19 protein-coding genes and 2 pseudogenes are annotated in these 20,541 nt (G+C 38.1%); 20 read left to right on the top strand and 1 reads right to left on the bottom strand.

What is annotated here, in order from left to right:
* Positions 1-73: 73 nt before the first annotated feature.
* The 4 genes from ppc (at position 74) to O3670_RS02835 (ending at position 6,194) form a co-directional block, all read left to right on the top strand.
* Positions 74-2,896 carry a phosphoenolpyruvate carboxylase gene (ppc, locus tag O3670_RS02850; protein ID WP_037600908.1) on the top strand — a complete coding sequence of 941 codons (2,823 nt, stop codon included), beginning with the start codon at positions 74-76 and terminating at the stop codon, positions 2,894-2,896.
* Between the two features lie 67 nt (positions 2,897-2,963).
* On the top strand, positions 2,964-3,998 hold the full coding sequence (holA, locus tag O3670_RS02845; protein WP_038675727.1) for a DNA polymerase III subunit delta: 1,035 nt from the start codon (positions 2,964-2,966) through the stop codon (positions 3,996-3,998).
* Positions 3,999-4,093: 95 nt separating this feature from the next.
* Entirely contained in the window at positions 4,094-4,699 is a 606-nt protein-coding gene (gene sodA / locus O3670_RS02840) for a superoxide dismutase SodA (protein WP_002884006.1), read from the top strand.
* Between the two features lie 97 nt (positions 4,700-4,796).
* The gene (locus tag O3670_RS02835) at positions 4,797-6,194 is read left to right on the top strand and encodes a serine hydrolase (RefSeq protein WP_080702553.1); all 1,398 of its coding nucleotides are present in this window, start codon (positions 4,797-4,799) and stop codon (positions 6,192-6,194) included.
* Positions 6,195-6,225: 31 nt separating this feature from the next.
* Here the strand turns inward: O3670_RS02835 and O3670_RS02830 are convergent, their stop codons facing one another.
* Positions 6,226-6,882: a prepilin peptidase gene (locus O3670_RS02830; protein WP_080702554.1), complete on the bottom strand. Its 657-nt coding sequence runs from the start codon at positions 6,880-6,882 to the stop codon at positions 6,226-6,228.
* A gap of 109 nt (positions 6,883-6,991) precedes the next feature.
* Between O3670_RS02830 and O3670_RS02825 the strand changes: the two genes are divergently transcribed.
* The 16 genes and pseudogenes from O3670_RS02825 (at position 6,992) to O3670_RS02750 (ending at position 20,506) form a co-directional block, all read left to right on the top strand.
* Positions 6,992-7,513: a Dps family protein gene (locus O3670_RS02825; RefSeq protein WP_014634248.1), complete on the top strand. Its 522-nt coding sequence runs from the start codon at positions 6,992-6,994 to the stop codon at positions 7,511-7,513.
* 87 nt (positions 7,514-7,600) lie between these two features.
* Positions 7,601-8,038 (top strand): Fur family transcriptional regulator, encoded by a 438-nt coding sequence (locus tag O3670_RS02820; protein WP_002884117.1) that lies wholly within the window; start codon positions 7,601-7,603, stop codon positions 8,036-8,038.
* A gap of 102 nt (positions 8,039-8,140) precedes the next feature.
* Positions 8,141-8,347: a YqgQ family protein gene (locus O3670_RS02815; protein ID WP_014634249.1), complete on the top strand. Its 207-nt coding sequence runs from the start codon at positions 8,141-8,143 to the stop codon at positions 8,345-8,347.
* Complete coding sequence (locus O3670_RS02810) at positions 8,340-9,308, top strand: ROK family glucokinase (protein WP_002884020.1); 969 nt, start codon at positions 8,340-8,342, stop codon at positions 9,306-9,308. The genes O3670_RS02815 and O3670_RS02810 overlap by 8 nt, the downstream gene beginning before the upstream one ends.
* A gap of 144 nt (positions 9,309-9,452) precedes the next feature.
* Complete coding sequence (typA, locus tag O3670_RS02805) at positions 9,453-11,303, top strand: translational GTPase TypA (protein ID WP_002884130.1); 1,851 nt, start codon at positions 9,453-9,455, stop codon at positions 11,301-11,303.
* Positions 11,304-11,322: 19 nt separating this feature from the next.
* Positions 11,323-11,592: a DUF3165 family protein gene (locus O3670_RS02800; protein ID WP_002884134.1), complete on the top strand. Its 270-nt coding sequence runs from the start codon at positions 11,323-11,325 to the stop codon at positions 11,590-11,592.
* Positions 11,593-11,719: 127 nt separating this feature from the next.
* Positions 11,720-13,072 (top strand): UDP-N-acetylmuramoyl-L-alanine--D-glutamate ligase, encoded by a 1,353-nt coding sequence (gene murD, locus O3670_RS02795; protein WP_371490089.1) that lies wholly within the window; start codon positions 11,720-11,722, stop codon positions 13,070-13,072.
* Between the two features lie 3 nt (positions 13,073-13,075).
* The gene (locus tag O3670_RS02790; protein ID WP_037611520.1) at positions 13,076-14,146 is read left to right on the top strand and encodes a UDP-N-acetylglucosamine--N-acetylmuramyl-(pentapeptide) pyrophosphoryl-undecaprenol N-acetylglucosamine transferase; all 1,071 of its coding nucleotides are present in this window, start codon (positions 13,076-13,078) and stop codon (positions 14,144-14,146) included.
* Positions 14,147-14,155: 9 nt separating this feature from the next.
* Positions 14,156-15,298 carry a cell division protein FtsQ/DivIB gene (locus O3670_RS02785; protein WP_038675731.1) on the top strand — a complete coding sequence of 381 codons (1,143 nt, stop codon included), beginning with the start codon at positions 14,156-14,158 and terminating at the stop codon, positions 15,296-15,298.
* Between the two features lie 126 nt (positions 15,299-15,424).
* On the top strand, positions 15,425-16,801 hold the full coding sequence (ftsA, locus tag O3670_RS02780) for a cell division protein FtsA (RefSeq protein ID WP_371595764.1): 1,377 nt from the start codon (positions 15,425-15,427) through the stop codon (positions 16,799-16,801).
* 28 nt (positions 16,802-16,829) lie between these two features.
* Positions 16,830-17,919, top strand: a pseudogene (ftsZ, locus tag O3670_RS02775) (cell division protein FtsZ); the annotation flags it as partial.
* A gap of 74 nt (positions 17,920-17,993) precedes the next feature.
* Positions 17,994-18,152, top strand: a pseudogene (locus O3670_RS02770) (cell division protein FtsZ); the annotation flags it as partial.
* A gap of 2 nt (positions 18,153-18,154) precedes the next feature.
* The gene (locus O3670_RS02765; protein WP_002890668.1) at positions 18,155-18,838 is read left to right on the top strand and encodes a YggS family pyridoxal phosphate-dependent enzyme; all 684 of its coding nucleotides are present in this window, start codon (positions 18,155-18,157) and stop codon (positions 18,836-18,838) included.
* Positions 18,839-18,842: 4 nt separating this feature from the next.
* A complete protein-coding gene (locus O3670_RS02760; protein WP_316583082.1) occupies positions 18,843-19,442 on the top strand; it encodes a cell division protein SepF in 600 nt (199 codons plus the stop codon).
* Positions 19,443-19,445: 3 nt separating this feature from the next.
* Positions 19,446-19,703, top strand: a complete 258-nt coding sequence (locus O3670_RS02755) for a YggT family protein (protein ID WP_002890670.1) — start codon at positions 19,446-19,448, stop codon at positions 19,701-19,703.
* The gene (locus O3670_RS02750) at positions 19,703-20,506 is read left to right on the top strand and encodes a YlmH family RNA-binding protein (RefSeq protein ID WP_371595763.1); all 804 of its coding nucleotides are present in this window, start codon (positions 19,703-19,705) and stop codon (positions 20,504-20,506) included. The genes O3670_RS02755 and O3670_RS02750 overlap by 1 nt, the downstream gene beginning before the upstream one ends.
* Positions 20,507-20,541 lie beyond the last annotated feature (35 nt).

Raw genomic sequence — 20,541 nt, 5'->3', positions numbered from 1 at the left:
AAGGAAAATAGTTTACTTTTGTTTTAAAAGTGATATGATAAAAGGGTACTACATAAAGTAAGGAGAATACGGTTTGGCTTTTAACAAATTGGAAAGCAGTAACAACCAGGAAATCATCTCTGAAGAAGTTGGTATCTTGAAAGAATTGTTGGATGATGCAACACGAGGCATGGCTGGAGAGCAAGGTCTCACAACTATCCAACATTTGGTTGAACTTTATGATGAAGGTGACTATGTGGCCCTTACACAAGCCATTTCAGAAATGACGAATGACGATATGGTCGTTGCATCACGTTATTTCTCTTTGTTACCTCTCTTGATTAATATCTCTGAGGACGTGGATTTGGCTTATGAAGTCAACCACAAGAACAATATTGATGAATCTTATCTAGGTAAGTTGTCTGAAACCTTTGATGTTGTCGCTGAAAGTGATAATGCACGTGACATTCTTGAACATGTCAATGTCGTGCCAGTTTTGACAGCTCACCCAACTCAGGTTCAACGTAAAACTATGCTTGAATTGACTAACCACATTCACGAACTTCTCCGTAAGCATCGTGATGTTAAGGCTGGTCTTATTAACAAGGATAAATGGTATGCTGATTTGCGTCGTTATGTAGAAATTATGATGCAAACAGATATCATTCGTGAGAAAAAACTTAAGGTTAAAAATGAAATCACTAACGTTATGGAGTATTACAACTCCTCATTGATTAAGGCGATTACAAACTTATCGCATGAATTCAAACGTTTAGCGGTTGAAAAAGGTATTGAACTTGACAATCCAACACCTATTACTATGGGTATGTGGATTGGTGGTGACCGTGACGGGAACCCATTTGTAACAGCAGAAACTCTTAAACTTTCTGCAACATTGCAAAGTGAAGTTATCCTCAACTACTATATCGAAAAAGTTGATAATCTTTATCGTTCATTCTCCCTTTCATCACGCTTGACTGAGGTTTCAGATACAGTAGCAGAGATGGCGAAACATTCTCCAGATACATCTGTTTATCGTGAAAATGAACCTTACCGTCGTGCTTTCAGTTACATCCAGTCTAAGTTGATTCAAACACTTCTTTTCTTTAAAAAAGGAAACTTCAGCAAGGAAAGAGTTGCTCAACGTCTTTCTGAAAATGTTCGTCTGGGTTCAGCTTCAACAGGTGAAGTAGTAGCTGATTACGTGCAACAACGTCTCAGTCAAAGTCTTCAAGCCGTCTCACAACAAACAGCAGAATTCTACGAAACAGCAGATGCCTTCCATGATGATCTTTTGGCAATCAAAAATTCACTTCTTGAAAACGACGATGCTGTCTTGATTTCAGGTGATTTCGAAGAGCTTCTTCAAGCTGTAGAAGTCTTTGGTTTCTATCTTGCTACAATCGATATGCGTCAAGATTCAAGTGTTCATGAAGCATGTGTAGCAGAGTTGCTTAAATCTGCAAATATTGTTGATAACTATAGTGAATTAACAGAGGTTGAAAAAGTTGCGGTTCTTCTTAAAGAATTGCAAGAAGATCCTCGTACCTTGTCATCAACTAATGTGCCTAAGTCTGAAACACTTGAAAAAGAATTGGCAATCTTCCGCACTGCTCGTCTTTTGAAAGACTATATCGGTGAAGATGTCATCAAACAACATATCATCTCTCACACTGAGAGCGTTTCTGATATGTTTGAGTTGGCTATCCTTCTTAAAGAAGTTGGCTTGGTTGATACAGAACGTGCGCGTGTCCAAATCGTTCCACTTTTTGAAACTATCGAAGACTTGGAAAACTCTAATGATATCATGAAACAATATCTTGGTTATGATATCGTTAAACGTTGGATCAAGAATAGCAACAACTACCAAGAAATCATGTTGGGTTACTCAGATTCTAACAAAGATGGTGGTTACTTGTCTTCAGGTTGGACGCTTTACAAAGCTCAAAACGAATTGACTAAGATTGGTGAAGAGCGTGGCATTAAGATTACCTTCTTCCATGGCCGTGGTGGTACTGTCGGTCGTGGTGGTGGCCCATCATACGATGCTATTACGTCTCAACCATTTGGTACCATTAAAGACCGTATTCGTTTGACTGAACAAGGTGAAGTTATCGGTAATAAATATGGTAATAAGGATGCTGCCTACTACAATCTTGAAATGCTTGTTTCAGCTGCCCTTGACCGTATGGTAACACGTCAAATTGCGGACCCAGATGAATTGGTTGATTTCCGTGAAATTATGGACGGTATTGTTAATGATTCTAATGTTATCTATCGTGATCTTGTCTTTGGAAACGAACATTTCTATGATTACTTCTTTGAAGCAAGCCCTATTAAAGAAGTGTCAAGCTTGAATATCGGTTCTCGTCCAGCAGCTCGTAAGACTATTACTGAGATTTCTGGTCTTCGTGCGATTCCTTGGGTATTCTCATGGTCACAAAACCGTATCATGTTCCCAGGTTGGTATGGTGTGGGTTCTGCCTTTAATCGCTTTATCCAAGCTGAAGAAGGCAACCTTGAGAAACTTCAACATATGTTTGAAACATGGCCATTCTTCCGTTCACTTTTGTCAAACGTGGACATGGTGCTTTCAAAATCAGACATGAATATCGCCTTCCACTATGCACAATTGGCAGAGAGTGAAGAAGTACGTAGTGTCTTCAATATTATTTTGGATGAGTGGCAGTTGACTAAGGATGTTATTCTTGCTATTGAAAAACATGATGGCTTCCTTGATGAAAGTCCATCGCTTAAAGCAAGTTTGGACTTCCGTTTGCCATACTTCAATGTCTTGAACTACATCCAAATTGAATTGATTAAACGTCTTCGTAACAATGATTTGACCGATGACGAAATTAGCCTTATTCACATTACCATCAATGGTATTGCAACAGGTCTTCGTAACTCTGGTTAATAAAGTAAAGTTCATCACGTTAGTGGTGGACTTTTTGTTATGGTGAAAATTCTGTTATAATAAAACCATGATTGCTATGGAAACGATTGAAAAGCTGTCCAAAGAAAAGCTCCCCATGATAACGGTCTTGGCGGGCGAGGATTTAGGGCAGTATAGTCAAGCTAAAGAAAAATTTTTAAAACAAATTGGTTTCGATCCCAGTGACTTAACCTTTTCTTATTTTGATATGTCTGAGACTGATTATCAAGATGCTGAGCTCGATTTAGAAAGCATGCCTTTTTTTGCAGATGAAAAGGTGGTCATTTTTGATCATTTCGCGGATATGACTACTGCTAAAAAATCGTATCTGGATGAGAAAGAGTTGAAGCGCCTTGAAAATTATCTTGAGTCTCCTGTTGAAACAACACGTCTTGTCTTGATGTCTGCAGGAAAGCTAGATGGAAAGCGTCGTTTAGTCAAACTTCTCAAACGTGATGCCATGGTGCTTGAAGCCAGTCCCTTAAAAGATGCAGAACTTAGAACCTATTTTCAAAAGCAGGCGCATCAAGAGGGACTTACATTTGACACAGGAGTCTTTGAGGAACTTTTGATTAAGTCAAATTTTGACTTTTCAGATGTTCAAAAAAACTTAGCTTTTCTAAAGGGGTATAAAACGGAAGGAAATATCTCATCGCAAGATATTGCTGATGCTATTCCTAAAAGTTTGCAAGATAATATTTTTGATATGACGCAACTTCTTTTGCGAGGCCAGATTCAGAGTGTTCGTGAATTGGTTCATGATTTACGGCTTCAGGGTGAAGATGAGATTAAGTTGATTGCTGTGATGTTGGGACAATTTCGTACCTATTTACAGGTTAAACTCTTATCTGCTCAAGGCAAAAGTGAGCAGCAAATTGTTTCAAGTCTGTCTGATTGTTTAGGGCGTAAAGTCAATCAATTTCAGGTTCGTTTTGCACTGAGAGATAGTCGTCCTTTGTCAGTAGCGTTCTTAAAAATGACGATTAAGATTTTAGTAGAGACAGATTACCAGATAAAGACAGGAACTTTAGATAAAGATTACTTGTTTGATTTAGCACTTTTAAAAATCGCATCAAACCGCTAGAGATATAGAGTTTTCTTTGATTTTGTAAGCAAAATTTTTGAAAGCTCTACCACTTTACGGTAAAATGAAGAAAAAATGAAAAGAGGACCTTTACTATGGCAATTATCCTTCCAGACCTTCCTTACGCTTACGATGCTTTGGAACCATACATTGATGCTGAAACAATGACTCTTCACCACGATAAACACCACGCAACTTATGTAGCAAATGCTAATGCTGCTCTTGAAAAACACCCAGAAATTGGTGAAGATCTTGAAGCACTTTTGGCTGACGTGGAACAAATTCCAGCAGATATTCGTCAAGCACTTATTAACAATGGTGGTGGACACCTTAATCACGCACTTTTCTGGGAACTCTTGTCTCCTGAAAAACAAGAACCAACTGCAGAAGTAGCAGCTGCTATTAACGAAGCTTTCGGCTCATTTGAAGCCTTCCAAGAAGCTTTCACAGCAGCAGCAACAACTCGTTTTGGTTCAGGTTGGGCATGGCTTGTTGTTAACGCTGAAGGTAAGCTTGAAGTCGTTTCAACAGCTAACCAAGACACCCCTATCTCAGATGGTAAGAAACCAATCTTGGCACTTGATGTTTGGGAACATGCATATTACCTAAACTACCGTAACGTACGTCCAAACTACATCAAAGCTTTCTTTGAAATCATCAACTGGAATAAAGTTGCTGAGCTTTATTCAGCAGCTAAATAAGTTTAAAATTATCCTCACTATTGGGGATAATTTTTTTGTAATATGATTGTAAAATCTCCTTGCTTTTTAGTGAATTATAGCTTAAACTATTATTGTTATGAAAAAAAAGAAAAAACATTCAAGCAAAAAGTATAGTGGAAGCCGCCGAAAAACTAAAGATAAAAAGAAAGATTCGGTAAAACAAGACCTTCAAAAAGACGTCCAAAAAGACACTAAAGATACTAAAAAAGATGTCAAAAAAGGCGCCAAGAAAGACAAGAAAAAATCATCGAAAAAAGATGCTAAAAAGACTTCTAAAAAATCAGTAGAGAAGAAATCTGCTGAGGAATCAGTAGTACCAGTTGAGCACAAGGAAAATGAAGCAAAAACTGAAACCTTGGCACTTAGAAGTAAGCGCTCTAAGAAATCTAAAGCTAAATCAAAATCATCTCGTGATGATAAGAAAGCTTATATTATCTTAGCTTTCCTAGGTGTTTTGGTAATTCTTTTGTTTGTTGCCATGCTTGCTTTAGCAGGACGTGGTAAACAAGTTGGTCACACTGGTGGCCTTGGAAATATCTTCGGATCTAGTTCTAAAGTCACTAAAAAAGAAGACAAAGAAAAAGAGGAAAAGGTAACTCCAACAAATAAATCAGCCGAAGCTAAACAAGCAGTCATGGAAGCAGATGCAGATACTATGTATGGTAATGGCTTGTATTATGATTATGCTAACATGACATTGAACCAAGTAGTTGAAGCATTTATGGCTGACCAAGGTATTGAGTCAAGCCAAATTGCCTTTTCATATAAAAATACCAAGACAAATGAGCAATTCTCTATGAATGATACTCAGCCAATGACTGCAGGATCAACTTATAAATTGCCACTAAACATGCTCGTCATGGATGAGGTTAACAAGGGTAAACTTTCTTTAACTGAACGTTTTGATATTACTAATACTGAGTATGAATATCAGGCTGAGCACGATAGTTATGTTGCTGCTTTCGGTGGTTCGATGACTATTCCAGAGATGCAAGAGTATTCTCTTGTTTACTCTGAGAACACTCCTGCCTATGCTTTGGCGGAACGCCTTGGTGGTATGGAAAAATTCTATGGCATGCTCGATAAATACGGTAAATCAAAAGGTGAAGTGAAGACTATCCAAATGCATGGTAATAAGACGACAACGGATTATTATATCCAAGTTTTGGATTATCTTTGGAAACACCAAGAGGATTATAAAGACATTCTCAAATATTTAGGAGAGTCTTTCCCAGAATATTATTATAAAACATATAATCAAGGATTGACTATTTATCAGAAACCAGGTTATGTTCGTGAAGCACTTAACGTTGATGCTATTGTAATGGAAGATACACCGTATCTTATTGCAATTTATACACGTTACCTAGGAGGTTCTAACGAAGAAACTTCAGAGGTTAATAATGTGGGATTACAACAATTAGAGATGCTCTCTTATGTCATTAATGAGTGGCACCGTGTCAATATGAACTAACAAAGAAAAGCCGAGTTTATCGGCTTTTTTTCTATACAATTGAACAAAAAGTAAGAAGTACTATTCCTAGAAAAAGAAATGGGACAAATGCGATGCATTCTTTAAGATTTCTTCGTAGAAGGAAGTAAGCTAGTCCTAATAGGCAGGCAATTTCGATAATTAGTAGTATTTTTGAAAATGGGAAAATAAGTGAGGCACTTGCTAAGTAGAGAAAATCTCCTTCCCCAATATTTAGATGTTTCATATAAGAAAGGATAGCGAGGATTATACCTAAGGCAAATGTGATGTAGTAGTTGCCCATGAATAAGAGTGGGACTGTTCCAACTATCCAAATCAGAAGCGGATAGGATTTATGTTTCAAATCAAAAATCGACAGACAAAGGCTGAAGTAAAGAAAGTAGGTCACTTCAAGACTTAAAAAGTCATAGAAATATAGCAGGGATATTACTCCACAAAATAGTTCCATAAAGAGGTAACGAAAAGGGATAGGAGTCTGACATGAACGGCATCGAGATCTTAAGAAAAGTTGTGAGAGGATAGGGATCATCTCGAAAAAACGCAGCTGATGCTTGCAATGGCTACAGTGACTTCTAGGGAAAATAATCGACCTCTCAGGAAAACGATCACAAATTAGTCCGATGAATGAACCAAAAGAGGCTCCTAGAAAAAAATAAATAATACTTAACATACCTAATTATTCGAAAAAGAGTGAGAAAAAGCATTTTACTTGCATCTTATTTAGAAATATTCTAAAATAAAAGTATAAATAATAGTAATTCTAAATAAGGAGTATTAATATGGTAGATTCAATTAAAGAAACAATCAATGAAACAGTTAACCAACAAGCTGAAACACCTTCATATACAAAAACTAAAGCAGTTTTGAATCAAGCAGTCGCTGATTTGTCTGTAGCAGCTTCAATTGTTCACCAAGTTCATTGGTATATGCGTGGTCCTGGTTTCCTCTATCTTCATCCAAAAATGGATGAATTGATGGATAGTTTGAATGCTCACCTTGATGTTGTTAGTGAACGTTTGATTACTATTGGTGGGGAACCATACTCAACTTTGGTAGAATTTTCATCTAATTCAGGCTTGACTGAAACTACTGGTACATTTGATAAACCAATGTCTGATCAAATCCAATTATTGGTTGATACATACAAATATTTGTCAGTCTTGTTCCAAGTTGGTTTGGATATCACAGATGAAGAAGGAGATGCTCCTTCAAATGATATCTTCACTGCAGCTAAATCTGAAATTGATAAGACAATCTGGATGTTGACTGCAGAACTTGGACAAGCTCCAGGCTTGAGATAAGCATTTTTGAGTTAAGATGATTGTCAAGAGTTCCTCTAAAAGTGTATAATAGACATAAAATACTTTTAGACGAAGGGAGGCGGCGATATGTCTGAGCATCGACGTAGTCTAGGCGTTTATGAAGATGTCCTGAATCAGTTAAAAGCTAAAGGAATTCGGTTGACGGAATCTCGTAAAGCTGTTATTCGCTATTTGATGATGTCTGATCAACACCCTAGTGCAGATGTGATATATTATGACCTACTCCCTGACAATCCTGGGATGAGTTTGGCGACGGTCTATAACAACCTGAAGGTGTTGGTTGAAGAAGGGATTGTCTCTGAAATCAAGGTTAATAATGATAATACAACCTATTATGATTTTATGGGACATGACCACTTAAACATTGTTTGTGAAAAATGTGGTCACATTACTGACTTAGACTTACCGATTCCGTCTTTCAAGGAAGAGGTAGAATCACAAACTGGATTTCGCATTACTCGTGAACAGATGATTTTACATGGGATTTGCCCGAATTGTCAATAACCTGAGTCTAAATGACTTAGGTCTTTTTTGAAGTATACAATAATCTGTAAAGGTTTTCAAAACTATCTTGTCATGGCAGAAGCTTTTTGCTAAAATATTGCTATGAAAACTTTATATGACGTTCAACAGTTGTTGAAACAGTTTGGCATAGTAGTTTACCTGGGAAAAAGGCTCTATGATATCGAAATGATGAAGATTGAATTAGAAGCCCTCTACCAGAATGGTTTGGTGGACAAGGACAGCTACCTTACTGCTGAAATGATTTTACGACGTGAACATCGCATTGAAATGGAGAAAGAAAATGAGTAAAAAACTCTTGGGAATTGACCTTGGTGGAACAACTGTTAAATTTGGTATTTTGACTTCAGAAGGTGAAGTGCAAGAAAAATGGGCGATTGAAACAAATACGCTTGAAAATGGTCGTCACATCGTCCCTAACATCGTGGAGTCTTTGAAACACCGTTTGGAAATGTACGGACTTACTGCAGAAGATTTCATTGGAATTGGTATGGGTTCTCCAGGAGCTGTTGATCGTGAAAATAAAACGGTTACTGGTGCCTTCAACTTGAACTGGGCAGAAACTCAAGAAGTTGGATCTGTCATCGAAAAAGAACTCGGTATTCCATTTGCCATTGATAATGATGCTAACGTTGCTGCCCTCGGTGAACGTTGGGTTGGTGCTGGTGCTAACAATCCTGATGTTGTCTTTGTGACATTAGGAACAGGAGTTGGTGGTGGCGTTATCGCTGATGGTAACTTGATTCATGGTGTTGGCGGTGCTGGTGGTGAAATTGGCCACATTATCGTTGAGCCTGAAACAGGATTTGAATGTACTTGCGGAAACAAAGGATGCTTGGAAACTGTAGCTTCTGCAACAGGTGTCGTACGTTTGGCACGTCATTTAGCAGAAGGCTATGAAGGTAACTCTTCTATTAAAGCTGCTGTAGATAATGGTGAGCAAGTAACAAGTAAAGATATTTTCGTTGCCGCTGCCGAAGGCGACAAGTTTGCTAATAGCATCGTTGACAAAGTCTCTGAATACCTAGGACTTGCAACAGCAAATATCTCAAATATTCTTAACCCAGATTCAGTTGTAATCGGTGGTGGTGTTTCAGCAGCTGGTGAATTCTTGCGTAGCCGTGTTGAAGGATACTTTACACGTTATGCATTCCCACAAGTTCGCCGTACAACAAAAGTGAAATTAGCAGAGCTTGGAAATGATGCTGGTATCATTGGAGCTGCTAGCCTTGCACTTACAATTGATAACTAATGAATGACAGAAGGTGTGTCTGACCAATTATAGGTGGACAGCACCTTTTTCTTGTTGAAAAACGTTTACAATCAGCTGAGCTCTGCCATTTTGTTGAAAATGTGGTATACTTTAAAAGTTGAAATAAAAATTAAAGAGGAAAAAATGACTAAACTTAGAGAAGATATCCGTAACGTAGCCATCATTGCCCACGTTGACCACGGTAAAACAACACTTGTTGATGAATTGTTGAAACAATCACACACTCTTGATGAGCGTAAAGAGCTTGATGAGCGTGCAATGGACTCAAACGATCTTGAAAAAGAACGTGGAATTACAATTCTTGCCAAAAATACAGCCGTTGCTTATAACGGTACACGTATCAACATCATGGATACACCAGGTCACGCGGACTTCGGTGGAGAAGTTGAACGTATCATGAAAATGGTTGATGGGGTTGTCCTTGTTGTCGATGCCTACGAAGGTACAATGCCTCAAACACGTTTTGTGCTGAAAAAAGCGCTTGAACAAAACTTGACACCTATCGTTGTTGTTAACAAGATTGATAAACCATCAGCTCGTCCTGAAGAAGTTGTTGATGAAGTTCTTGAACTTTTCATCGAGCTTGGTGCGGATGATGATCAGTTGGAATTCCCAGTTGTGTATGCTTCAGCGATTAACGGAACATCATCATTGTCAGATAACCCTGCTGATCAAGAGCACACTATGGCTCCAATCTTTGACACTATTATTGACCACATCCCAGCTCCTGTAGATAACTCAGATGAGCCTCTTCAATTCCAAGTGTCACTTCTTGACTACAATGATTTCGTTGGACGTATCGGTATTGGACGTATCTTCCGTGGAACTGTAAAAGTTGGTGACCAAGTTACCCTTTCAAAACTTGATGGAACAACAAAGAACTTCCGTGTTACAAAACTTTTCGGTTTCTTTGGTTTGGAACGTCGTGAAATTGAAGAAGCAAAAGCTGGTGATTTGATTGCCATCTCAGGTATGGAGGACATCTTCGTTGGTGAAACAATTACACCAACTGATGCTGTTGAACCATTGCCAGTTCTTCGTATTGACGAACCAACACTTCAAATGACTTTCTTGGCTAATAACTCACCATTTGCAGGTCGTGAAGGTAAACACGTGACATCACGTAAGGTTGAAGAGCGTCTCTTGGCAGAGTTGCAAACAGACGTTTCTCTTCGTGTTGATCCAACTGATTCACCAGATAAATGGACTGTCTCAGGTCGTGGTGAATTGCACTTGTCAATCCTTATCGAAACAATGCGTCGTGAAGGATACGAACTTCAAGTATCTCGTCCAGAAGTTATCATCAAAGAAATTGATGGTGTGAAATGTGAGCCATTTGAACGTGTTCAAATTGATACTCCAGAAGAGTACCAAGGTTCTATCATCCAAGCCCTTTCAGAACGTAAAGGTGATATGCTTGATATGCAGATGGTTGGTAACGGTCAAACACGTCTTATCTTCCTCGTACCAGCTCGTGGACTTATTGGATTCTCTACTGAATTCTTGTCTATGACACGTGGTTACGGTATCATGAACCACACCTTCGACCAATACTTGCCAGTTGTTGCTGGTGAAATTGGTGGCCGTCACCGTGGTGCCCTTGTTTCTATCGATACAGGTAAAGCGACAACTTACTCAATCATGCGTATCGAAGAACGTGGTACAATCTTTGTTAACCCAGGTACTGAAGTTTATGAAGGTATGATTGTTGGTGAAAATGCTCGTGAAAATGACCTTGGTGTCAATATCACTACAGCAAAACAAATGACAAACGTGCGTTCAGCAACTAAGGACCAAACGGCTGTTATCAAGACTCCACGTATCTTGACTCTTGAAGAATCACTTGAATTCTTGGATGACGATGAGTACATGGAAGTAACGCCTGAATCTATCCGCTTGCGTAAACAAATTTTGAATAAAGCAGAGCGTGATAAAGCCAATAAACGTAAGAAAAAAGCAGCAGAAGCTGAATAATATATAGAGAGGAGAAGAGATGTTTTATCTGATTGTTGCTATATTGATTGCATCATTCTATTTCTTTATTGCACCAAAGTCGGTAAAAAACACCATGAATCTTCTCTTTGTCATGGCTACCTTAGCATTGCTCCTACTTTTAGCAGTGCTATCAATCATTAAATTCTTCAGTTTACCTGGTGAGTTCTTTGTTACGGTGGGAATGCTTGTATTGAGCTATTTCACCTTGAAAGATTTTTTCGCTATGTCAGAGCTTAATCATGAAAAAGCTGAACATGAAGATAAATAAGTAGCATGAGATTAAAAGTCAATCGAATAGATTGGCTTTTTCTTTTGCCAAGAAGAGGTAACTCCTTGAAATAGCTTGGGATAAAGGGTAAAATGATTATGATACAATTTGAGAGAATGGACGAATTATGAAATCAGTAACACAATTTGAAAATAAAAAAGTTTTGGTCCTTGGTTTGGCTAAATCTGGTGAAGCAGCTGCCCGCCTATTGGCTAAGTTGGGTGCTATTGTCACAGTAAATGATGGGAAACCATTTGAGGAAAATCCATCAGCACAGACGCTTCTTGAAGAAGGGATTAAGGTTGTCTGTGGCGGACATCCTCTTGAACTATTGGATGAAAATTTTGAATTAATGGTGAAAAATCCTGGAATTCGTTATGACAATCCAATGGTAGCTCGTGCACTTGAAAAAGGCATTCCTGTTTGGACTGAAGTGGAATTAGCTTACCTAGTATCTGAAGCACCTATTATCGGTATTACAGGCTCAAATGGTAAGACAACAACGACAACTATGATTGCTGATGTCCTAAACCATGGTGGCAAATCGGGTGTCTTGTCTGGAAATATCGGTTTCCCTGCGTCAGAAGTTGCACAGTCAGTTACTGCTCAAGATACCTTAGTTATGGAATTGTCTTCTTTCCAATTGATGGGGATTGACAGCTCCCATCCACATATTGCTGTGATTACTAACTTGATGCCGACACATATTGACTATCATGGTAGTTTTGAAGAATATGTGGCTGCTAAATGGAATATTCAAAATCAGATGACTGCGGATGATTTTGTTGTTTTGAACTTCAATCAAGATTTAGCTAAGGAATTGGCTACACAAACTAAAGCACAAGTAGTTCCATTCTCAACAGTGGAAAAAGTAGATGGTGCCTATCTTGAAAATGGTGGTCTCTACTTCAAAGGTGAATTGGTGATGCAAGCCGATGAGATTGGCGTTCCTGGTAGTCACAATGTTGAAAATGCCTTGGCAACTATAGCTGTAGCAAAATTGTCAGGTATTTCAAACCAAGCTATCAAGGAAACTCTCGCAAGCTTTGGTGGGGTTAAGCACCGTCTCCAATTCGTTGACACTATCGATGAAGTGAAATTCTATAATGATAGTAAGTCAACAAACATTTTAGCGACACAAAAAGCACTTTCTGGTTTTGATAATAGCAAAGTCATTTTGATTGCCGGTGGTTTGGACCGTGGTAATGAATTTGATGAACTCATTCCTGACATTACTGGTCTTAAGAAAATGGTGATTTTAGGAGAATCAGCTCCCCGTGTCAAACGTGCTGCTGATAAAGCGGGCGTGACTTATCTTGATGCCAAAGATGTGGCAGATGCGACACGTATTGCTTTTGATCAAGCAAGTGCAGGAGATGTTGTCTTGTTGAGCCCTGCAAACGCAAGTTGGGATATGTACAAGAATTTCGAAGTGCGTGGTGACGAATTTATCACAACTGTTGAGCAATTGAAGGGATAGTCTATGGCAAAAGCGAAAAAGATTGTTTTTACCGGTGGTGGAACCGTTGGACATGTGACTTTAAATCTTATCTTAATTCCAAAATTTCTCAAAGATGGATGGGAAGTGCACTATATCGGTGACAAGCACGGGATTGAACATGAGCAGATTGATAAATCTGGCTTAGATGTGACTTTCCATAGTATTGCTACAGGTAAACTACGTCGTTATTTCTCATGGCAAAATATGTTGGATGTCTTTAAAGTTGGTTGGGGGATTCTTCAGTCTATTGCAATTATTGCCAAGATTCGCCCCCAAGCACTCTTTTCAAAGGGTGGATTTGTCTCAGTGCCACCGGTAATTGCTTCTAAATTATTAGGAGTTCCTGTATATGTGCATGAGTCTGACCTTTCTATGGGCTTGGCCAATAAAATTGCCTATAAATTTGCGACTACTATGTTTACGACTTTTGAACAATCAAAAGGATTGGCAAAGACAAAACATGTAGGTGCTATTACAAAGGTAGGAATGGCGACATCTAATCAGTCTGGTGCCCTTGATAAGATTAAAGAACAGTTTGATGACAACTTAAAAACTGTCCTTTTCATTGGTGGTTCAGCTGGTGCAAAGGTATTTAATGATTTTATTAGTAATACTCCACAGCTGACTGAAAAATATAATGTCATTAATATTTCTGGGGACTCTTCATTGAATACCTTAGAACGTCATCTTTATAGAGTTGATTATGTGACAGATTTGTACCAACCTCTTATGGATACGGCAGATTTAGTTGTAACTCGTGGTGGCTCAAATACGATTTTCGAATTGTTGGCTATGAAAAAACTTCATTTAATTATTCCTTTAGGGAAAGAAGCTAGCCGAGGAGACCAACTTGAAAATGCTGCCTATTTTGAACGAAAAGGCTACGCACGTCAATTACAGGAAACAGAATTAAGTTGGGAAACCTTGAATCATGAGCTTGAACAACTTGTTGAACATGCAGAGACTTACAAAGAAGCGATGGCTAAATCTGATGAAATCACTTCTCCTGATGATTTTTATAACCTATTAGTGACTAGTATTTCAAAAAAATAAAGGAATTTCATGGCAAAAAAGGATCAAGAATCACAAGAAAAACAAGTTCTTACAGAGTGGCAGAAGAGAAATCTCGAATTTTTGAGAAAAAAAGAAACCGAAGATTCTGAAGAATTTGCGAATGGAAAGGTCGTTCATTCACAAGAAGCGACTTCAAATGAGAGCCAGCCACCAGTGAAAAAGAAGGTTAAAAAGAAAAAAAAGACCAAAAGGAAGAAACGAAAAAAAGGTAATACAACTAGTAATATTCCAATTGCACAACAAAATCTTGCAGGACTAGTTGTTTTTATCGCTGCACTCCTAATCGTATTTTCACTTTTCTTTATTTCACCTTGGTCAAAACAAAAGGTTCTCACTGTATCAGGAACAAAAAATGCTTTACCAGAAGATGTGAAAGTTGCAAGTGGTATTCTTGATACAGACTATATCACTCATGTCTTTTTCAACCAAGGAAAGGTTGCATCAACTGTTGAAAAAACTAATGTTTGGGTTAAAAAGGCTACAGTTACATATAGTTTTCCAAATCAATTTAATATTGCAGTAAAAGAATACCCAATCGTGGCTTATCGTCAAACTACAAATGGTTATGTTTCTATTCTTCAAAGTGGTAAGACAGGAGGAACAGTTTCAACTAGTAATCTACCTGATAAATTCATCACCTTAAAGATGGATGACGAGAAGAAAATCGAAGAGTTAGTAAAAGAATTAAATAAACTTGATACAAAAATCAAGAATAATATTCAAATTATTAATCTTACGCCTACTAAAGCAACTTCAGATTTACTAACGATTGAGCTGTATGATGGCAATTCCATTCGTGTTCCACTTTCTCAATTAACAGTTAAGCTTCCTTACTACGAGAAAATTAAGAGTCAACTTTCAGATGGAAGTATTGTAGATATGGAAGTTGGACTTTATACAACGACTCCTGAAGTTGAATCATCAAAAACTGATGGGGATAAAAAGAAAGATAAAGATAAGACTGATAAAAAAGAAGAAAATGCAACTTCTGAAGAAGGTCAAGATACTACAACATCAACGGAACAGCATTCTGAAGAAGAAACTATTTCTGAAAATTCAGGTATTCAAACAGAAGAAAATCCACCAGTTGGTCAGGAAACAACTCATCGGACTTCCCCTGCTCAAGGCTAATATTGAATAATAAAAAACGTAAAATGCTGACATTTTACGTTTTTTTATGGTACAATAGTATCCGAATAATTCTGTTTTTATACAGTTTACAAAGATATTGAATGGAAAGATTGAGAGGTCGAGTGAATGGCTAGAGATGGCTTTTTTACAGGATTAGATATAGGAACTAGCTCGATTAAGGTTCTTGTTGCTGAGTTTATTGATGGATCAATGAATGTCATCGGAGTAAGTAATGTTAAGAGTTCTGGTGTGAAAGATGGCATCATTGTTGACATTGACGCTGCAGCGAAATCAATCAAAACAGCTATTGAACAAGCAGAAGAAAAAGCTGGGATTGTTATTGAGCAAGTGAACGTTGGGCTTCCAGCTAATCTTCTTCAAATTGAGCCTACACAAGGTATGATTCCTGTAACAAGTGAATCAAAAGAAATCAAAGATGAAGATGTTGAAAGTGTTGTTCGCTCAGCCTTGACAAAGAGCATTACACCTGAGCGTGAGGTTATCTCACTAGTTCCTGAAGAGTTTATTGTTGATGGCTTCCAAGGAATTCGTGATCCTCGTGGAATGATGGGGATTCGTCTTGAAATGAGAGGTCTCATATACACAGGTCCAACAACAATTCTTCACAACCTTCGTAAGACAGTTGAACGTGCTGGTATTCAAGTAGAGAATATTATCATCTCTCCTCTTGCAATGACACGTGCTGTTCTAAATGAAGGTGAACGTGAGTTTGGTGCTACTGTTATTGATATGGGTGGCGGTCAAACAACTGTTGCGAGCATGCGTGCTCAAGAACTTCAATTTACCAATATTTATTCTGAAGGTGGCGAGTACATCACTAAGGATATTTCAAAAGTTTTGAAGACTTCAATGCAGATTGCTGAAGCACTTAAGTTCAATTTTGGTAATGCAGATATTGAAGAAGCAAGCGAAACAGAAACTGTCCAAGTAGAAGTTGTAGGTGAGAATTCACCAGTTGAGATTACAGAAAAATACCTTGCTGAGATTATCTCAGCTCGTGTTAAGCATATCCTTGATAGAGTTAAACAAGACTTGACTCGAGGACGTCTACTTGATTTGCCTGGTGGCATTGTCCTTGTAGGTGGAACAGCTATCATGCCAGGTGTGGTTGAAGTTGCTCAAGAAATTTTTGAGACAAATGTTAAACTTTACGTGCCAAATCAAGTTGGTATCCGTAATCCAATGTTTGCAAATGTGATTAGTCTTGTTGAGTATGTTGGTCTTCTTACAGAAGTTGATATCATCGCGCAACAAGCTGTGTCTGGTGAAGAGTATCTTCGTCGTAAACCAATCGACAATGAGGCTCCTTCCTTGAGTTTTGATAGAACTCCTGCTCCAGCACCTCGAGTGGCTCCTCAACCAAATCCTATTCCTGTTGAGAACACTATTGAGGTACCCCTGCCAGTTGAAGAAGAAAATCATGAACAAAAACAAAAACTTGGTGATCGTGTTCGTGGAATTTTCGGCAGTATGTTTGATTAATTGAATCTAGTAAAAGCGAGGAAATAAAATGAGTTTTTCATTTGATAGCGCATCAGTTCAAGGTGCGGTAATTAAAGTTATCGGTGTCGGTGGAGGTGGCGGAAACGCCATCAACCGAATGATTGAAGAAGGTCTTGCTGGTGTTGAATTTATTGCAGCTAATACTGATATTCAAGCACTCAGTTCTTCTAAAGCAGAAACAGTAATCCAATTGGGTCCTAAATTGACTCGTGGTCTTGGTGCCGGAGGTCAACCTGAAGTTGGTCGTAAGGCAGCTGAAGAAAGTGAAGAAACACTTACAGAAGCACTTACAGGAGCTGATATGGTCTTTATCACTGCTGGTATGGGTGGTGGCTCTGGTACAGGGGCAGCACCAGTTATTGCACGTATTGCGAAAAGTTTGGGTGCATTGACAGTTGCAGTTGTGACACGTCCATTTGGATTTGAAGGTAACAAACGTGGTGCCTTTGCTGTCGAAGGGATTCAAGAGTTGCGTGAGCAAGTTGATACCCTTCTTATTATCTCTAACAATAACCTTCTTGAAATCGTTGATAAGAAAACACCTCTTCTTGAAGCTCTTAGTGAAGCAGATAATGTTCTTCGTCAAGGGGTTCAAGGTATTACTGACCTTATCACTAACCCAGGTTTGATTAACCTCGACTTTGCCGATGTGAAAACAGTTATGGCCAATAAAGGTAATGCACTTATGGGTATCGGTATTGGGTCTGGTGAAGAACGTATTGTTGAAGCTGCACGCAAAGCAATCTATTCACCACTTCTTGAAACTACTATTGATGGTGCAGAAGATGTTATCGTTAACGTAACTGGTGGTCTTGATATGACGCTTACAGAAGCAGAAGAAGCTTCTGAAATTGTTGGTCAAGCAGCTGGTAACGGTGTTAACATTTGGCTTGGTACATCAATCGATGATACATTGAAAGATGAAATCCGTGTAACAGTTGTTGCAACTGGTGTTCGCAAAGATCGTGCTGAAAAAGTATCTGGTATCAAAGCTCAACCACGTAAAGTGACTACAGCTCCTTCACAATCATCAGCTCCTACTCAAAAAGTTGTTCAAGAAGAACAACGTCCAGTCTCTCAACCTTCATTTGAACGTCAACCAAATTTTGACTATAATGAAACACCTTCAATGCCACAACCAGGAGTTCGTCCTGCAGCGGCAGCTCCTCAACAGGAGCAGTCAGCTTTTGGTAATTGGGATTTGAGACGTGATAATATTTCTCGTCCTGAAACTGGTCAACTAGATAGTCAATTGACTATGTCTACATTCTCAAGTGATGTCGAAGATGATGATGAATTGGAGACACCACCATTCTTTAAAAATCGTTAATAATGACTGTAGAAGAGAATAAAAATAATGTTTATCAAGCGGTAAAAGAAGCATGTGAAAAGGCTAATCGCTCTAGTGATGAAGTCAATATTATTGCCGTAACCAAATATGTTTCAAGTGATGTCGCTGAGGAATTGGTTCAAACGGGAATTAAGCACATTGCTGAAAATCGCGTTGATAAATTCTTAGATAAGTATCAAGCTTTAAAAAATTATGATTTGACTTGGCACCTTATTGGTACCTTGCAACGTCGTAAAGTAAAGGATGTTATTAATTTAGTTGATTATTTTCATGCTTTGGATTCTGTTAAATTAGCAGAGGAAATTCAAAAGCGTGCCGACCATACTATTAATTGCTTCCTACAAGTTAACGTTTCAGGGGAGGAATCAAAACATGGTTTTTCAGCTGAAGAACTTGATACTGTTCTAAAACAAATTGAAAATCTTGATAACATTTGTATAGTTGGACTAATGACTATGGCTCCAATTGATGCAGATGCTCAAGAACTTGATAAGATTTTTTCTGAGACAAATGAGCTTAGACAATCAATTCAAGAGAAAAAACTAAAGAATGTTCCTTGTGATCAGTTAAGCATGGGGATGAGTCGAGACTATGACATGGCTATTCAGAATGGATCAACCTTTGTCAGAATAGGCAGTGCATTCTTTAAAGAGAACGGAGAATAACCTTATGGCATTAAAAGACGCAATTGATAAAATTGTTTCATATTTTGATACCGACGAAGTAACAGATTATGAAGATGCTGCTAAAGAAGAGGCTAAAGAACGTCCAGTAAAAGTACGTCCAGTAAAAGCACAGAGATCTGTGCAGACACCACCTCCTCGTCAGCAACGTCAACCTGAGCGTTCTCAGGCAACAGTCCCTCCTCGTCGCCAACATGTTAATTCAGACTTACAGGAAACTCAAGTCCTTCGTAGTTTACCTCTGAGTCGTTCACAAGCAAATCAGGGACCACAACAAATGAATACAACTAAAACAACAATTGCAATTAAATATCCTAAAAAGTATGAAGATGCTCAGGAAATTGTAGAACTATTGATTGAAAATGAATGTGTTCTAATCGATTTTCAATATATGTTGGAAGCGCAAGCTCGTCGTTGTCTTGACTTTATTGATGGTGCTAGCAAGGTACTTACGGGCAACTTGCAAAAAGTTGGCTCTTCAATGTATTTGCTTACGCCAATTAATGTCGTAGTTGACATTGAAGAGATTGGTTTGGCTCACGGCAACCAAGAAGCTAATTTCGACTTCGACATGAAGAGACGTTAAGTGATGTCTGTATTACTTTATGTTATTTGGGCACGTGTTGTTAACGTGATAGAGATTCTTCTTGTAGTCTATGCTTTGTTATCCTGGTTTCCAGGAGCTTATGATACTAGCCTTGGAAGAATCATTAGACAAATTGTTCAACCGATTCTCGCACCATTTCGTCGCCTGAATTTAGCTTTTGCTGGTATTGATTTTTCAATAATCGTAATTGTACTTCTACTAAACTTTTCACTTAGAATTCTTAGATTTATTCTACTCTGATGTCAGATATTAAAAAAATTGAACAGCATTACTCGTTAGATGAACGGCCTTTTCTAGAGAAGGTTAGGGGATTTTGTCATTTAGTTGATGAGAGGTACAGTCCTTACTTAACTGATTTCTTGAATCCTCGTGAAATTCAGATTGTTGAAGAGTTGGCTCATTATTACAATTTAAAATTTTTTGTGAGTTCAACTCTTGAATCTGAAGAGTATGGAAGAGTGATACTTGCTCCCGAATATTACGAGCTTGAAGAAGATGACTTTGAAATTAAACGATTAGAAATCTTATATGCGAGACAGTTCAATAAATTGACACACCCAAAAGTTTTGGGAGCGCTGCTTAGTCAGCTTGGTCTTGATCGTCAAGTATTTGGAGATATTATTCTTGATGAAGAAGGACGCGTTCAATTTTACATTGCTTCTCATTTAGCAAGTTATGCGATAATGACTATTACTAAGATTGGTAATGTTTCGGTTACTCTAAAAGAAGTAAGTAAAGACGATTGGATTTCAAATCAAGAAAAGTACTCAAAAACTTTTGTCTTACTTTCCAGTATGCGTCTTGATAATGTGTTGTCGACGGTATTAAACTTATCTCGTTCTAACGCCTTAAAACTTATTGCTTCAGGAAAAGTAAAATTAAATTATAGACAAGTTGAGAAGGCTGATCAGGCAGTTATTATTGGTGATATGATTTCGATTAGAGGTTATGGTCGATTTCGACTAGCTCAACAAGACGGATTTTCAAAGTCCGGGAAAGCTAAAATCGTTATTGAAAGTCTGTTAAGACGGAGAAAAAAGTAGTTATTTAATTTAAACCATTAAATATGGTAATGAAA

The sequence above is a fragment of the Streptococcus sp. 27098_8_74 genome (genome assembly GCF_041431705.1).
In the GTDB taxonomy this organism is placed as follows: Bacteria; Bacillota; Bacilli; order Lactobacillales; family Streptococcaceae; genus Streptococcus; species Streptococcus salivarius_E.
This window is presented reverse-complemented; position numbering and strand designations above follow the sequence as displayed.

What these genes read in the sequence shown, in the direction of transcription:
- holA (WP_038675727.1), top strand. Translation starts at nt 2,964, where the DNA reads ATGATTGCTATGGAAACGATTGAAAAGCTGTCCAAAGAAAAGCTCCCC.
- sodA (WP_002884006.1), top strand. Translation starts at nt 4,094, where the DNA reads ATGGCAATTATCCTTCCAGACCTTCCTTACGCTTACGATGCTTTGGAA.
- O3670_RS02835 (WP_080702553.1), top strand. Translation starts at nt 4,797, where the DNA reads ATGAAAAAAAAGAAAAAACATTCAAGCAAAAAGTATAGTGGAAGCCGC.
- O3670_RS02830 (WP_080702554.1), bottom strand. Translation starts at nt 6,882, where the DNA reads ATGTTAAGTATTATTTATTTTTTTCTAGGAGCCTCTTTTGGTTCATTC.
- O3670_RS02825 (WP_014634248.1), top strand. Translation starts at nt 6,992, where the DNA reads ATGGTAGATTCAATTAAAGAAACAATCAATGAAACAGTTAACCAACAA.
- O3670_RS02820 (WP_002884117.1), top strand. Translation starts at nt 7,601, where the DNA reads ATGTCTGAGCATCGACGTAGTCTAGGCGTTTATGAAGATGTCCTGAAT.
- O3670_RS02815 (WP_014634249.1), top strand. Translation starts at nt 8,141, where the DNA reads ATGAAAACTTTATATGACGTTCAACAGTTGTTGAAACAGTTTGGCATA.
- O3670_RS02810 (WP_002884020.1), top strand. Translation starts at nt 8,340, where the DNA reads ATGAGTAAAAAACTCTTGGGAATTGACCTTGGTGGAACAACTGTTAAA.
- typA (WP_002884130.1), top strand. Translation starts at nt 9,453, where the DNA reads ATGACTAAACTTAGAGAAGATATCCGTAACGTAGCCATCATTGCCCAC.
- O3670_RS02800 (WP_002884134.1), top strand. Translation starts at nt 11,323, where the DNA reads ATGTTTTATCTGATTGTTGCTATATTGATTGCATCATTCTATTTCTTT.
- murD (WP_371490089.1), top strand. Translation starts at nt 11,720, where the DNA reads ATGAAATCAGTAACACAATTTGAAAATAAAAAAGTTTTGGTCCTTGGT.
- O3670_RS02790 (WP_037611520.1), top strand. Translation starts at nt 13,076, where the DNA reads ATGGCAAAAGCGAAAAAGATTGTTTTTACCGGTGGTGGAACCGTTGGA.
- O3670_RS02785 (WP_038675731.1), top strand. Translation starts at nt 14,156, where the DNA reads ATGGCAAAAAAGGATCAAGAATCACAAGAAAAACAAGTTCTTACAGAG.
- ftsA (WP_371595764.1), top strand. Translation starts at nt 15,425, where the DNA reads ATGGCTAGAGATGGCTTTTTTACAGGATTAGATATAGGAACTAGCTCG.
- O3670_RS02765 (WP_002890668.1), top strand. Translation starts at nt 18,155, where the DNA reads ATGACTGTAGAAGAGAATAAAAATAATGTTTATCAAGCGGTAAAAGAA.
- O3670_RS02760 (WP_316583082.1), top strand. Translation starts at nt 18,843, where the DNA reads ATGGCATTAAAAGACGCAATTGATAAAATTGTTTCATATTTTGATACC.
- O3670_RS02755 (WP_002890670.1), top strand. Translation starts at nt 19,446, where the DNA reads ATGTCTGTATTACTTTATGTTATTTGGGCACGTGTTGTTAACGTGATA.
- O3670_RS02750 (WP_371595763.1), top strand. Translation starts at nt 19,703, where the DNA reads ATGTCAGATATTAAAAAAATTGAACAGCATTACTCGTTAGATGAACGG.